Source organism: Variovorax sp. OAS795 (assembly GCF_040546685.1).
In the GTDB taxonomy this organism is placed as follows: domain Bacteria; phylum Pseudomonadota; class Gammaproteobacteria; order Burkholderiales; family Burkholderiaceae_C; genus Variovorax.
Window position 1 is genome coordinate 2366169 of sequence record NZ_JBEPOH010000001.1, and the last position, 13015, is coordinate 2379183.

A 13015-nucleotide genomic window follows, 5' to 3' on the forward strand; every position below is an offset into this window, starting at 1 on the left:
ACAAGACACTCACATGCCGCTGCAACTCCGCTCCATCGTCCGCACCGGCGGCGAGCTTGAACTCTCGCTCGCCGAGGTGCCGATGCCCGAACCGAAAGCCGACGAGGTGCTCGTGCGCATCGACGCGGCCCCGATGAATCCGTCGGACCTGATGGTGCTATTCGGCATGGCCGATATGTCGACCGCGAGGGCCTCCGGCACGGCCGACCGGCCGGTCATCACCGCCACCGTGCCGCCGCGCATGCTGCCGGCCGTGGCGGGCCGTCTGAACGAGTCGGTGCCGGTCGGCTACGAAGGCGCCGGCGTCGTGGTCGGCGCCGGGCGTTCACCGGCCGCGCAGGCCTTGCTCGGCAAGACTGTGGGCGTGATCGGGGGCGCGATGTATTCGCAGTACTGCGCAGTCAACGTCGGGCAGTGCCTGCCACTGCCCGAGGGCACGACAGCCGCCGAGGGCGCCTCATGGTTCGTCAATCCGGTCACCTCCCTCGGCATGATCGAGACGATGAAGCGGGAAGGCCACACCGCGCTGGTCCACACCGCGGCGGCGTCGAACCTGGGGCAGATGCTTAACAAGGTCTGCCTGAAAGACGGGATCGGCCTCGTCAACATCGTGCGCAAGCCCGAGCACGAGACGCTGCTGCGCGAACTCGGCGCGAAGCATGTCTGCAACAGCACGTCGCCGACCTTCATGGACGACCTGACGAATGCGCTGGCCGAGACCGGCGCAACGCTGGCCTTCGACGCCATCGGCGGCGGCAAGCTGGCCGGCCAGATCCTCATGGCGATGGAGGCCGCCGCGAACCGCAACGCGAAGGAATACAACCGCTACGGATCGACCGTGCACAAGCAGGTCTACATCTACGGCAGCCTCGACCGGGGGGCGACGGAATTCACCCGCGGCTTCGGCATGACGTGGGGCATGGGCGGCTGGCTGCTGTTCCCGTTTCTGCAGAAGGTCGGCGCGGCCGAGGTCGAGCGGCTGAAGCAACGCGCGGCATCCGAACTCAAGACAACATTTGCAAGCCACTACACGCGGGAGGTGTCGATGGTCGAGGCGCTGCAGCTCGACGCCATCGCGGTCTACAGCAAGGCGTCGACCGGCGAGAAGTACCTCGTCAATCCGCACAAGGATTTGGGCTGACCAAGCCCGCATCATGGAACAGTGGTGTCGAAATGAACGACAGCTGTGACGTTGGCGGTGGCTATTGTCCCGATCAGCGGCGCGCTCATGCCGGATGATCGTCTCGATGCTCAATCGCTGCTCCGACCGCGCTGCGGCCCGCATGAACTTGTGGCCAAGCTAGTGGACTGGACGATTGAGGTACGCGATCCGACCGGTGACCAGGCGCATTCCACGCCCGCATGAGCGAGATGATGTCGAGGCTCAAAAAAAATTGCTGACCTCATCTGTTGCAAATCGACGGCTCCCCCGGCGGCCTCGTATCCCTGACGGAGCCCTACTGTCGACCCAAAGCCTTAGCTTGTTGATCCGCGAACGAGATCGGCTACAGACGCTAGCAGGCATCGATGCTCAAAACAGCAGACGTTATCGAGCTCTGACGGAAAAGATCACCCGCGCGGATACTGCTCTCGCGAAGTTGAACCTCGACATAGAACGCGCGATAAAAGCTGAGGACATGCTGGTGGTACTTCGTACCGCCCGCATCGCGGCCTACAAGGGTATTTTCACAGCAGTACTTGACGAAGAGACCGAACTGACGCAGCTCTATGCTCCTCTCAGCGACCGAATCGCGCAGGGGCCGAGTGCTGTAAAGAAGCTCTCGTTCTCGGTGCGCCGTCAAGTTGATCTGAAGGCGTGGGCAGAACAAGGGGAGCGACTTCTCGATCTTCGAAAAGCAAGCCTTCGAACTGGTGACCTGCTCAAGGAAGCTGCGGAGCATCTCGGTGGCGTCTGGCGTAACGGCACAGCTGAAGATGCTGCCGAAGCAATGCGCCTGTTCGTCTCGAGTTTCAGTCAGACTTTTCGACAGCAACAGCTTAGCGACGTGCCGCCTCTGCAGTGGGCCGGTGATTTCGGCCAACGGTTGTACAGCACGGACCACATCCAGGTTGGTTATGGTTTGCGATACGAAGAGGTCGACATTGAGCGACTTTCACCCGGCACCCGTGGGATCGTGCTTTTGCTTCTCTACCTTGCTTGGATGCTCACGATAAACGGCCGTTGATCATCGACCAGCCTGAGGAACACTTGGATCCGCAGTCCGTTTTTGAGGAGCTGGTTCCGGCGTTCTGCGAAGCAAAAAAGCGCCGGCAAATTATTGTTGTCACCCACAACGCAAACCTGGTCGTGAACACCGACGTGGATCAGGTGGTTGTTGCGCGCTGCGACCAACATCGGCCGGACGGTCTGCCGTCCATCACGTATCAGAGCGGCGGTCTTGAAAACCGCGAGATTCGAGAAGCTGTGTGCTCCATCCTAGAAGGGGGTGCCCGTGCATTTCAAGAACGAGCTCGAAGGCTGCGGGTAAAACTCGCTTAGACGTGGCACTGAATCGCCCCGGCTTTGGTGGAGGCCAGTTAGTGCCACCATCGTGGCGGTCTGACTGGCGAGTTGCCGGTAATAGTTTGCCTCAGCTTCTGCGGGCGGAATATAGCCGATGGGTTGGAGCAGGCGATAGTGGTTGAACCAGGACACCCGTACGAGCGTCGCGAACTCCACCGCCTCCTTGGTCTTCCAGGGTGCTCGACGATGGATCACCTCGGCCTTGTAGAGTCGGTTGATCGTCTCGGCCAGGGCGTTGGCAAGCCCTCCTCATCGAGATCACCTGGGGGCCTACTAACTTGGACCTCCTGAGTAGAGTCAGCACTCAACTTGAGTATGCCACTGTCTCTAACACTGCTTCCATCACCACCTCCGCCACACGCGGAGAATGCAAGCGCGATGCCAACAAGCATCGCGCAGTTTCCCAACCAGGGCGTCCTACTCTTCGCCATGTTGTCGCCTTCTCTGTTGTGCCGCGGTGCAACTGCATCGGCCAGCAGCAGTACGGCACTCTAAAGGCGCCCGGACCAAAGTTCATCGAACATATCTTTGTTGCACATAGATAACATCGAAGCAGGTGACTGGCATGACGGTCGCACGAAACCAGTCTTCCTCCGTCTGGTGATCCCTCCTTGGAAATCGACGCAGTCTATGCGTAACAAACAGAATGTGGATGGGGCTGCAACTTCCGTTCGGATAGTCTGGCTCGAATTCGATGGCACCTACCTTCCGCCATTGGAGGCCAAAAACTATCCGGGAGACACAATGAAAAGCTTTCAATGTCGATTGCAGTTGGAAATGAACGTTCTCCAAGATAAGCCGAGGAGGGGTGCCGTAGCCACTACTCGGCATGTCGCAGTAAAGGCATTGGGCAGCGGCGCTATTGTGCTTCTGAGCTTTGCTGCGAGTGCTGCCCCAGGGGCGGCAAGCTGCGGTTCTCTTATGCAGTTGAAGATCGACAACACCACTATCACGAGTGCGCAGTATCTATCAACCCCGGAAGGAGGCCAGTATTGCGAGGTCGCTGCGACGGTCGCCCCCCAGCATGACATCAAAATTCGGCTTCCTGAAACCTGGAAGGGGAGGTACGTTCAGTACGGTGGCGGCGGCTTCGATGGAAGTATTCCCAACCTTAGCGTCCCGAGTAGTCCGATGGTCTCGACAAGCAAGGACCCGGTGAACTTTGGATTCGCGGTGATCGCGTCAAATGGAGGTCATCGAAATACAGAGTATGCGGCCGCTAGCTTTTCGGTCGATCGCGGACTTACTTTGAGCTATGCAACGGCGAAGATGTATGACACGGATCTAGTGGGTCGTACGCTGGTAAAAGCCTACTATGGTCGCGATGCAAACTTTCACTACTTCGCAGGTTGCTCTAACGGAGGGAAAAACGCATCCGTTGTCGCATCAAACTTTGGCGACTACTATGACGGCGTCATTGGTGGGGATGGGGTGTGGGGCCACGCAGATGATGATGTGAAAGGAGCCGACATGCCAGGCCTCACAGCGAAGTGGAGTCGAACTGTTCAGTTGGGCATCGGCTTGTCACGGCCCAAGGGCGACGCCCTCTACGAAAAAACGATTGAAGCATGTGATGCTTTGGATGGTGTAAAAGACGGCTTGATCAGCAATGTTGAGGCGTGCCCCTTTAAGCAAATTGCTCGATCTATGCAATGTCAGAGCGGAAGCGGAGAAAGCTGCTTGACAGAAGGCGAGATTGCGAACATCGATGCTCATGCCAGCGAGCTTGTTCTCGATGGAAAAGTGATCGGTGCGCCTTGGTCTCGGGCGGGAAATTTTGGAAAATGGGGGAATGTGGTTGCACTTCCTTCCGGATTTCTACAAATGGCATTCCGCAGACCGACTGCTGTTGACCCTCTTTCGTTCGACATCCCAACGCAGTTCGCTCAAGTGAAGACTGTATTAGACGACGTCTACAACATGACTGGCGACCAAGCCGGTATCGTGAAATACCTGAAGAAGGGTAAGAAGCTCATGCTGTTTCATGGATGGGAAGACATGGAGGTGCCGCCTTATACGAGCCTTAATTTCTACAAGTCTCTTCGTAGGGTAGAACCAAACGCGACCCACAAGAACGCGAAGCTTTATATGGTGCCGGGCATGCCGCACTGTCGAGGTGGGCGTGGCGCCGACGCCTCGGAGTTGCTGCACGTAATGGCGAAATGGGTTGAGGAGGGCGTGGAGCCCGGGTCTTATCGAAATCCCGTGATTGCGTGGGAGCGGCCGAACAATGACAACACTGGGCCGCAAGGAGTTGAAACTGCAACTTTCTCAAGGCCTTTGTGCGCGTACCCGGAGTACCCGGCCTACTCTGGGCGTGGCGACCCCATAAGCGCCAGCAGCTACTCGTGCCGTCAGGGTCCAGGTCGAGCCCACGACAGGGATGGTCGCGACGACGACTGACCTTTGTGTCCAACCGGATGATATTTACTGTGCAGAGTAGGACGCGGGTCGCTCCGTTGACGATGATCGGGGAGGGAGTTTGCCAAGTCGTAGGCTGAAAAGGGGGAAGCGTTTTGCGGGGAGAGTGCCAGTGCAAGAGGGCTAGGTAGCGGCCTAAAGCGGTTCAATCATCGCAAGAACACGCGCTGCAAGCTGCGTTCGGTTCGCGACCCTCAACTTGCGGAACGCATTCGCCAAATGGAAGCGCACGGTCGGTAAGCCCACCGCCATATTTTTGGCTATCAGTTTGTCGGGGCAGCCGGAAAGCACCAGCGAAGCGGCCTGAGCCTCGCGCGGGCTCAGTGCTGACCGGCGCTGCAACAGTTCGCTCGCACTTTCGCGCGCTGGCGCGGACAGCACTGGATTGGTCTCCCACTGCAGGCGCGCGAGCGCCGCGGCAAATGCGGGCTCGACAAGGCGGAGGGAGTCGATCTCGTTGCCGTCGAAGTTGCCGCGCTCTCGGCGACGCCAAATCCGCATGTCGCCCGCGCATTGACCATGCGCGAAAACATAGACGTTGACACCCCAATGCATATGGTCGCGGGCTAGGAAGTCGTTGAAAAACTCTGTTCGCGCCAAATCGCTCTGGCAAAGGATTTGGGTCGCCAGAGTTGGATGACGTCGCTCCATCATCGGAATGGTGAGCGGGTCGATGAAGCGGTAGTACTCGTCCCAACTGCGCAGGTTCTCGAGTGACATGTTCAACGCGCGAACTCGGTAGAAGCGTTGCGTCGACTTGCTCCAGGTGAACGAGACGTAGGTGTCAGCTCGCAGCAGATCGAGCATCGGCAGAGCGAGGTCCTGGCGCAGCGTATCAGCGTTGTCGGCCTCGGCCAGCAGACGCATGATGTCCCCGAGAGCGCGAGCCTGTGCAGTGGCGAGAAACATGGTTCTAGTAAAGCGAGGACCGTGCGAGACCGATTGAATCATCCTACCTGCCTGGGCGCCGTGGCCCATCGGGGCGGACCCCTACGACAGGATTCTCGTGACCCTATCTATCGTGATAGGTGTGGATTTCGCTCCCTATTCCTAGCATTGGCTGATTCAACAAAGGAAAAAGCCATGGATCTCGCTCAACTTGGTGTTGCGGACCTGCGGCGTCGGCTTCAGAGCCGCGCCATCACCAGCGCGGAGCTTGCCGACATCCTCATTGCCCGTACCGAAGCGCAAGCTGATCTCAATGGATATGTGGCTTTCGACGCGGAAGCGCTGCGCGCCCAGGCATTGGCCGCCGACGCTCGCATCGCGGCCGGCGAAGAGCTTCCGCTTCTCGGCGTACCGGTGGCACTGAAGGACAACATTGATTCGATAGGGCTGCCGAGCGGTGCGGGTACCGGCGCATTGCATGGTCTGTGCCCAGCCCGCGACGCGGAAGTGGTGCGGCGGCTCCGCGCTGCAGGTGCGCTAGTAGCGGGGAAGACCAACATGCACGAACTGGCGTTCGGCGTCACTACTAACAACCGCATCACCGGCGCAGCCCGCAATCCCTGGGACCCGTCCAGGATCCCGGGGGGCAGCAGCGGCGGTTCGGGTGTGGTGGTGGCGGCGGGGCTGGTGCCCGCGGCCATCGGCACGGACACGGGCGGTTCGGTGCGCGTGCCCGCCGCGCTGTGCGGCGTGACCGGCTTGCGCCCGACGACGGGCCGCGTGCCGGGCCGGGGGATCGCGCCCATCTCGCTCACCCGCGACACGGCCGGGTCCATCGCGCGCAGCGTCGAGGACTGCGCGCTGCTCGACGGCGTGCTCGCAGGCGGCGCGCGGCCGCTCGCCCCCGTATCGCTGCAGGACGTGCGCCTGGGCATTCCGGGGCCGGGCTTCTGGGAAGGCGTCGACTCCGGCGTGCGCGCGGTGGCGCAGGGCGCGGTCGATCGGCTGTGCGCCGCGGGTGCGCAGCTGGTCGAGGTGCCGCTGCCAACGCTCGCCGGGTTCAACGAAGCGGCCGGATTTCCGATTGCGCTCTACGAGTTCGTCAGGGACATGGAAGACTACCTGCACTACGCGCAGCGCGGCGTCGATCTGCGTCAGTTGGTCGAGGCCATCGGCAGTCCCGACGTCGCAGCCATCGTGCAGCCGTTGCTGGGCGAGGGCGCGGTGCCAGAGGCGGCTTACCAGCAGGCGCTGCAGGCGCGCCGTGCGTTGCAGGCCGTCTATGCCGAAGCCTTTGCCGCGCATGGGGTGAGGGCGCTGCTGTTCCCCACCACGCCATTGACGGCCGCGCCGATCGGCCGGGACCTCACGGTGCTGCTCGACGGGCAGGAGCACCCGACCTTCGCTGCCTTCATCCGCAACACCGATCCGGGCAGCAACGCCGGCATTCCCGGCGTGACCCTGCCCGCAGGCCTGGCGGACGGATTGCCCGTGGGGTTGGCACTCGATGGTCCGGCAGGCAGCGACCGCGGTCTGCTGGCGCTGGCCGTCGCCATCGAGGCGGTGTTGCCCGCGCTGCCCTCGGCGCCCTGGCGACGCTGAGCGCGCCGGCCGGCCCCCCGTCTTTCGTTTCAAACCAGGAGTTCTCATGGACCGTCGTACCTTTCTCCACGGCCTTGCGGCCGCCGCGGCTGCCAGTTCTTCGGCCGTGCGCGCGGCATCGCCGCTCAACGTGGCCGTCATGCTGCCGATGAGCGGGCCGGCCGGACTCTTCGGCCCCTCGGCCAAGGCCTGCGCCGAGCTGGCCGTGCAGACGATCAACGCCCGCGGCGGCGTGCTCGGCCGCAACATCAACGCGCTCTTCGGCGATGCCGGGCTGCCGCCCGCCGAAGCGTCGCAGACCGCGCTCAAGCTCTGGAAAGGGCAGGGCGCACAGGCGGTGATCGGCATGCACGACAGCGCGGTGCGCGGCGCGCTGGTGGGGCTCTTCAAGGGACAGGTGCCGTATTTCTACACGCCGGTGTACGAAGGCGGCGAATGCGCGCGCGGCACCTACCTGAACGGCGAGACGCCCGCGCAGCAGCTCGCGCCGGTGATTCCATGGCTGGCCTCGGAACGCAAGCCGAAGAAGTGGTACATGATCGGCAACGACTACATCTGGGGCCGCAACACCAACGCCGCGGCCAAGGGCTACATCGCCCAGACCGGCGCCCAGGTCGTCGGCGACGAGTACCTGCCGTTCACCGCCGACAACTTCGATTCGAGCCTGGCCCGCATCCGCGAAAGCGGCGCTGACGCGGTGCTGGTGTCGCTGGTGGGCGGTGCCTCGGTCGGCTTCAACAAGGCCTTCGCGAGCTTCGGGCTGGCCGACAAGGCGATCCGCCTCGGCACGCTGATCGAGGAGAACACGCTGGCCGGCATCGGCCTGGCCAACGCGCGCAACCTGTATTCGAGCGCGGGCTATTTCGCCAACATCGAGACGCCGGCGGCCAAGGCCTTCTCGGACGCCTACTTCAAGCGGTTCGGCGCGCAGGCGCCCGCGCTGAACGGGCTGGCCGAATCGGTCTACGAAGGCTTCCTGATGCTGGAGGCGATGACTGCGCGCGCCAAGTCGCTCGACGTGGCGAAGCTGGAACCGGCCAGCGAAGGCGCGAGCTACAACGGCCCGCGCGGCGCCGTCACCATGCATGCGCGGCATGTCGACCAGGACATTTATCTCGCCGACGTGGGCGACAAGGGCTTTCGCGTCGTGAAGACCTTCGCGCGCATCGCGTCGGGCCAATCCTGCAAGGCGTGACGGCGCGATGGACACCAGCTGGCTGCTGCACGCGCTGAACCTGGCCTACGAATTGGCGACGCTGGGCCTCACCACGCTCGGCCTCGCGGTGGTGTTCGGCCTGCTCGGCGTGATGAACATGGCGCACGGCGAGTTCGTGATGCTGGGTGCCTACGCGGTGGTGACCGTGCAGGCCTGGGGCTGGCCTATCGCCACGGCCATGCCGCTGGCCATGCTCGTGTGCGGCGTGCTGGGCTATGCGGTGGAGCGCTGGCTGATCCGACCGCTGTATGCGCGGCCTTTCGACACATTGCTGGCCACCTGGGGCCTGGCGATGGTCATGCGCAAGACGGTCGAGGCGGTGTACGGGCGCGGCTACCGCAACGTCGAGAGCACGCTGGGCGCGCCGGTCGACCTGGGCGGCGTGCAGTACCCGGGTTACCGGCTCGCACTGATCGCGCTGGCGGTGGTGCTGATGATCGGCCTTGCGCTCTGGTATCGGCGCAGCACCATGGGGCTGCGCGTGCGGGCGATGACCGGCAATCCGGTGCTCGCGCAGGCACTGGGCATCGACACGCGCCGGCTGGCCTCGCAGACTTTCGTCATCGGCGTGGTGCTGGCCGGCGCCGCCGGCGTGCTGCTGGCACCGCTGGTGCGCATCGAGCCCGGCATCGGCGTCGACTACCTGCTCGATTCCTTCTTCGTGCTGGTGGTCGGTGGGCTCGGCACGCTCGGCGGCTTCGGCGGCGGCGTGGGCGTGATCGGCGGCACCCAGTCCGCCGTCAGCAGCATCGCGGGCCAGACCAGCGGCTATGCGGTGGTGCTGATTCTCTCGATCCTCTTTCTCTGGTTGAAACCGAATGGACTCTTTGGACGCCGTTGATGCTTCGCGGGCCGCCGCCGCACCGCGGGCTCCCGCGCGCAGATGGCGCGGGTGGCGCAGTCGAGCGGCCGGGCCGTGGCTGCTGGGCGCGGGGCTGGTGGCACTGCCCTTCGTGTCGAACGATTTCGTCGCCTACCAGATCGCGCTGTTTCTCATCTACGGCATCGCGACACAGGGCGTGGCGCTGTGCTGGGGGCGGCTCGGCTTCCTGCCGCTGGGACATGCGCTGTTCTTCGGCCTGGGCGCCTACCTGGCCGGCGGCATGTTGAAAGCGGCACAGCAGCAGCCGGCCTGGTTCGCTGCCTTGCCGCTGGCGCTGCTCGCACCCGCCGCACTGGCCTACGTGGCGGCGCGGCTGGTGTTCGCACGCAGCCACCGCAGCGGGCCGTTCTTCTCGCTCATCACCCTGGCGATGACGATGCTCGGCTTCCTCGCGGTGCAGCAATGGAGCGCGGTCACCGGCGGCTTCAACGGCATGGCCGATATTCCCGAGCTGCCCGGCACCGAGCGCTACAGCAGCTTCTACTGGGTGGTCGCGGCCTGCGCGCTGGGCAGCACGCTGCTGATCGCGGGCATGCTCGGGCGGCCGCTGGGCCTCTTGTGGACCGCGCTGGCGCAAAACGAGGAGCGGCTGCAGCTCTTCGGCTACGCCACCGACCGCATCAAGGCCGTCGCCTTCGCGTTCTCCGCGATGCTCGCGGCCCTGGCCGGCGCGCTGTTCGCCCTGCACCAGGGCATCGTCACACCACTGACGATGGGCTTCGTGCTGTCCACAGAGTTCGTCATCTGGGCCGCGGTGGGCGGCAAGGCCAGTCCGCTGGGCGCGCTGCTCGGCGCCGTGTTCGTCGGCTATGCGTCGTCGGAGCTGCGCGACCACTTTGCCTACTGGGAGGTGGCTGTCGGCGCGATCTTCATTCTGGTGGTGCGGTTCCTGCCCGATGGGCTGGCCGGGTTGGGGCGGCGGTTCTCGGCGCGCGCAGAAGAGATTCCGCAGGCGCACAAGACACTGGCACCGGAGGTGAGGGCGCAGGGGGCCGACGTGCGCCTCGCGTTCGAGCAGGTCGAGTCCGCCCAAGGCGGCGTGCGCATCCTCGACGGCCTCACGTTCGACCTGCAAGGCCCCGGCCTGCGCTGCGTGATCGGACCCAACGGCGCGGGCAAGACCTCGGCCTTCAACGTGATGACCGGCCGCCTGCCGCTGCGCGCCGGGCGCATCCGGCTGGACGGCGCCGACGTCTCGGGTGCCACCGCCTGGCGCGTGGCCCGGCAGGGCGTGGGGCGCAAGCTGCAGATTCCTTCGGTCTTTCCCGGCCTGAGCGTGAGCCAGAACCTCGATGTCGCGCTATGGGCAGGTCGCCTGCATCCCGCCGCGTCATTGCAGCGTGCGCCGTTGGCATGGGACAGCCCGCTGCGCGGTGAGCTGCTCGCGCTCTTTCCCGCACTCGGCAGGCAACTGCAGGCGCCGGCCGGCAGCCTCTCGCAGGGTGAGCGGCAGGCGCTGGAGTTCGTCATGACCATGCTGCCGCAGCCCCGCCTCGTGCTGCTCGACGAACCCTGTGCCGGCCTGTCGCCCGCGGAGACGCACCACATGATCGAAGCGATCAAGACTGCGACCGGACGCCTGGGCGCGGCGGCGCTGGTCATCGAGCACGACATCAGCGCAGTGGCCGCCATTGGTGGCGACGTCTACGTGCTGCACCAGGGCAAGCTGCTGGCGCGCGGCCCGCTGGCACAGATCCAGGCCGACCCCGCCGTGCGGGCGGTCTATGCGGGAGCGCGCAAATGAGCACGCCGCTGCTGGTTTTTGACGACGTGGTCTGCGGCTACGGCGACACCATGATGCTGCGCGGCCTAGCGGGTGCTGTCGGCACGGGGCGGGTGCTCGCCGTGCTGGGCCGGAACGGCGTGGGCAAGACCACGCTCATGCGTGCGCTCAGCGGCTTTCTTCCGCTGCAGCGGGGCAGGGTGATGCTCGCGGGGCGCGACCTGGCCCGCGTGCCGCCGCAGCAGCGGCTGGCCGCGGGCATGGCCTATGCACCGCAGGAGGGCGTGGTCTTCGGCGACCTCAGTGTGAGAGAAAACCTCTGGCTGCACCTGCGCAGCCGCGACGGCCAACGCTACGGCGCCTGCCTCGAGGCATTTCCGCGCCTGGCCGAGCGCATGCAGCAGAGCGCCGGTTTGCTCAGCGGCGGCGAGCGCAAGTTGCTCTCCTTCACGCGTACCCTCGGGCTGCGTGCGCCGCTCAGCATCCTCGACGAACCCACCGAGGGCGTGCAGCCCGAAAACATCGAGCGCATGGCGCGGCTGGTTCGTGCGCGCAAGGCCGAGGGTGCGTCGTTCGTCATCGTCGAGCAGAACCTGGAGTTCCTTCTGTCCGTGGCCGACGACGTCCTGGCCATCGACCATGGCGAATGCTCGCTGGCGGGGCCGGCCAGCGAGTTGACACGCGAGACGCTGGAAGCGCACCTGGTGGTCTGACCCCCCCGGTCTATGGCACATTCCAGCCTCTGGCAAGAATCATGAGTCATCTGGACCTTAACCTCGTTCGCGTGTTCGTCGCGATCTATGAAACGCGCAGCGTGACGCAAGCGGCGGAGCGGCTCGACGTTACGCAGCCGACCATAAGCTACGGCTTGGCAAAGCTGCGCAAGATGTATGCTGACCGCCTGTTCATGCGCAGCAGTGATGGCCTGATAGCCACCGGCCTGGCGGAGCAGCTGTTCGAGCGCTACCGGGACGCGCTGACCACCATCGAAAGCACCCTCGAGCAGAACACCACCTTCGATCCGCTGCGCTCGACTCGGCGCTTTCGCCTTGCGATGTCGGACATCGGCGTGCTGTATTTCGTGCCGCCGCTGTTGCGCAGGTTTCAGGAGGCTGCGCCGCACATCGAGATCGACATCGTGCAGATTCCCGATGCGCTGGGCGAAGACCTGTCGGTCGGGCGGCTCGACATGGCCATCGGCAACATCCCGGTGCTCGCATCTCCGATGCACAGCGTGCTGCTGTTTCGTGAACACTACGTGTGCTTGATGTCGGCCAACCATCCGACCATCGGCGAGCGCATGAGCCTGAAGGAATTCTCGTCGGCGCGGCACGTGATGGTGTCGTCGCCGCGCTCGGGCCACTTCTTGATCGAGGAGGTGCTGGCCGAGCGCGGCATCAACCGCAACATTGTGGCGCGCGTGCCCCAATTCACCGTGCTGCCGCAGCTGCTGTCGCAGAGCGACCTGCTGGTGCTGTTGCCTTCGCGGGTGGCAAGCCTCTATGTGTTGCAGGGCGGGCTGAAGTCGCTGCCGCTGCCCGTGCCGCTGCCGGACTTCAAGGTGCAGGCCCATTGGCATGCGCGGCAGGAGTACAGCGCGGCCCACCGCTGGTTGGTCGACGAGATCGTACAGACGCTGAGCAAGCTCTGAGCATTGGACCGCCCAGCAAGCGGCGATCGCCCACCCATCGCCTCCGCGGAACGTCCAGGCCTTCGAGAATCTTGTTGGTCGACGAGATCGTGCAAGCTTTGTGTGGG

At 64.1% G+C, this 13015-nt stretch carries 9 protein-coding genes and 2 pseudogenes; 9 read left to right on the plus strand and 2 right to left on the minus strand.

What is annotated here, in order from left to right; all coding sequences use genetic code 11:
• Window positions 1-13: 13 nt before the first annotated feature.
• Both ABID97_RS11470 and ABID97_RS11475 read left to right on the plus strand, forming a co-directional pair.
• On the plus strand, window positions 14-1141 hold the full coding sequence (locus ABID97_RS11470) for a zinc-binding dehydrogenase (RefSeq protein WP_354398603.1): 1128 nt from the start codon (window positions 14-16) through the stop codon (window positions 1139-1141).
• Between the two features lie 286 nt (window positions 1142-1427).
• Window positions 1428-2500, plus strand: a pseudogene (locus ABID97_RS11475) (AAA family ATPase); the annotation flags it as partial.
• Here the strand turns inward: ABID97_RS11475 and ABID97_RS11480 are convergent.
• Window positions 2438-2761, minus strand: a pseudogene (locus tag ABID97_RS11480) (hypothetical protein); the annotation flags it as partial. The pseudogenes ABID97_RS11475 and ABID97_RS11480 overlap by 63 nt on opposite strands.
• Window positions 2762-3154: 393 nt before the next feature.
• On the opposite strand from ABID97_RS11480, the gene ABID97_RS11485 reads away from it, so the two are divergent.
• Window positions 3155-4927, plus strand: coding sequence for a tannase/feruloyl esterase family alpha/beta hydrolase (locus tag ABID97_RS11485; protein WP_354398604.1), 1773 nt, complete (start codon window positions 3155-3157; stop codon window positions 4925-4927).
• 153 nt (window positions 4928-5080) lie between these two features.
• Here ABID97_RS11485 and ABID97_RS11490 read toward each other — a convergent pair whose 3' ends face one another.
• Window positions 5081-5854 (minus strand): helix-turn-helix transcriptional regulator, encoded by a 774-nt coding sequence (locus ABID97_RS11490; RefSeq protein WP_354398605.1) that lies wholly within the window; start codon window positions 5852-5854, stop codon window positions 5081-5083.
• Between the two features lie 174 nt (window positions 5855-6028).
• Here ABID97_RS11490 and iaaH point away from each other — a divergent pair, with 174 nt between their 5' ends.
• The 6 genes from iaaH (at window position 6029) to ABID97_RS11520 (ending at window position 12908) form a co-directional block, all read left to right on the plus strand.
• Window positions 6029-7435 (plus strand): indoleacetamide hydrolase, encoded by a 1407-nt coding sequence (gene iaaH / locus ABID97_RS11495; protein ID WP_354398606.1) that lies wholly within the window; start codon window positions 6029-6031, stop codon window positions 7433-7435.
• A gap of 46 nt (window positions 7436-7481) precedes the next feature.
• Window positions 7482-8630 carry a substrate-binding domain-containing protein gene (locus ABID97_RS11500; RefSeq protein ID WP_354398607.1) on the plus strand — a complete coding sequence of 383 codons (1149 nt, stop codon included), beginning with the start codon at window positions 7482-7484 and terminating at the stop codon, window positions 8628-8630.
• A 7-nt stretch (window positions 8631-8637) separates the two neighbouring features.
• On the plus strand, window positions 8638-9492 hold the full coding sequence (locus ABID97_RS11505; RefSeq protein WP_354398608.1) for a branched-chain amino acid ABC transporter permease: 855 nt from the start codon (window positions 8638-8640) through the stop codon (window positions 9490-9492).
• 97 nt (window positions 9493-9589) lie between these two features.
• Complete coding sequence (locus ABID97_RS11510) at window positions 9590-11278, plus strand: branched-chain amino acid ABC transporter ATP-binding protein/permease (protein WP_354398609.1); 1689 nt, start codon at window positions 9590-9592, stop codon at window positions 11276-11278.
• On the plus strand, window positions 11275-11970 hold the full coding sequence (locus tag ABID97_RS11515; RefSeq protein WP_354398610.1) for an ABC transporter ATP-binding protein: 696 nt from the start codon (window positions 11275-11277) through the stop codon (window positions 11968-11970). The genes ABID97_RS11510 and ABID97_RS11515 overlap by 4 nt, the downstream gene beginning before the upstream one ends.
• A gap of 41 nt (window positions 11971-12011) precedes the next feature.
• On the plus strand, window positions 12012-12908 hold the full coding sequence (locus ABID97_RS11520; RefSeq protein ID WP_354398611.1) for a LysR family transcriptional regulator: 897 nt from the start codon (window positions 12012-12014) through the stop codon (window positions 12906-12908).
• Window positions 12909-13015 lie beyond the last annotated feature (107 nt).

What these genes read in the sequence shown, in the direction of transcription:
- ABID97_RS11470 (WP_354398603.1), top strand. Translation starts at nt 14, where the DNA reads ATGCCGCTGCAACTCCGCTCCATCGTCCGCACCGGCGGCGAGCTTGAA.
- ABID97_RS11515 (WP_354398610.1), top strand. Translation starts at nt 11,275, where the DNA reads ATGAGCACGCCGCTGCTGGTTTTTGACGACGTGGTCTGCGGCTACGGC.
- ABID97_RS11490 (WP_354398605.1), bottom strand. Translation starts at nt 5,854, where the DNA reads ATGTTTCTCGCCACTGCACAGGCTCGCGCTCTCGGGGACATCATGCGT.
- ABID97_RS11520 (WP_354398611.1), top strand. Translation starts at nt 12,012, where the DNA reads ATGAGTCATCTGGACCTTAACCTCGTTCGCGTGTTCGTCGCGATCTAT.
- ABID97_RS11500 (WP_354398607.1), top strand. Translation starts at nt 7,482, where the DNA reads ATGGACCGTCGTACCTTTCTCCACGGCCTTGCGGCCGCCGCGGCTGCC.
- ABID97_RS11505 (WP_354398608.1), top strand. Translation starts at nt 8,638, where the DNA reads ATGGACACCAGCTGGCTGCTGCACGCGCTGAACCTGGCCTACGAATTG.
- ABID97_RS11485 (WP_354398604.1), top strand. Translation starts at nt 3,155, where the DNA reads ATGCGTAACAAACAGAATGTGGATGGGGCTGCAACTTCCGTTCGGATA.
- iaaH (WP_354398606.1), top strand. Translation starts at nt 6,029, where the DNA reads ATGGATCTCGCTCAACTTGGTGTTGCGGACCTGCGGCGTCGGCTTCAG.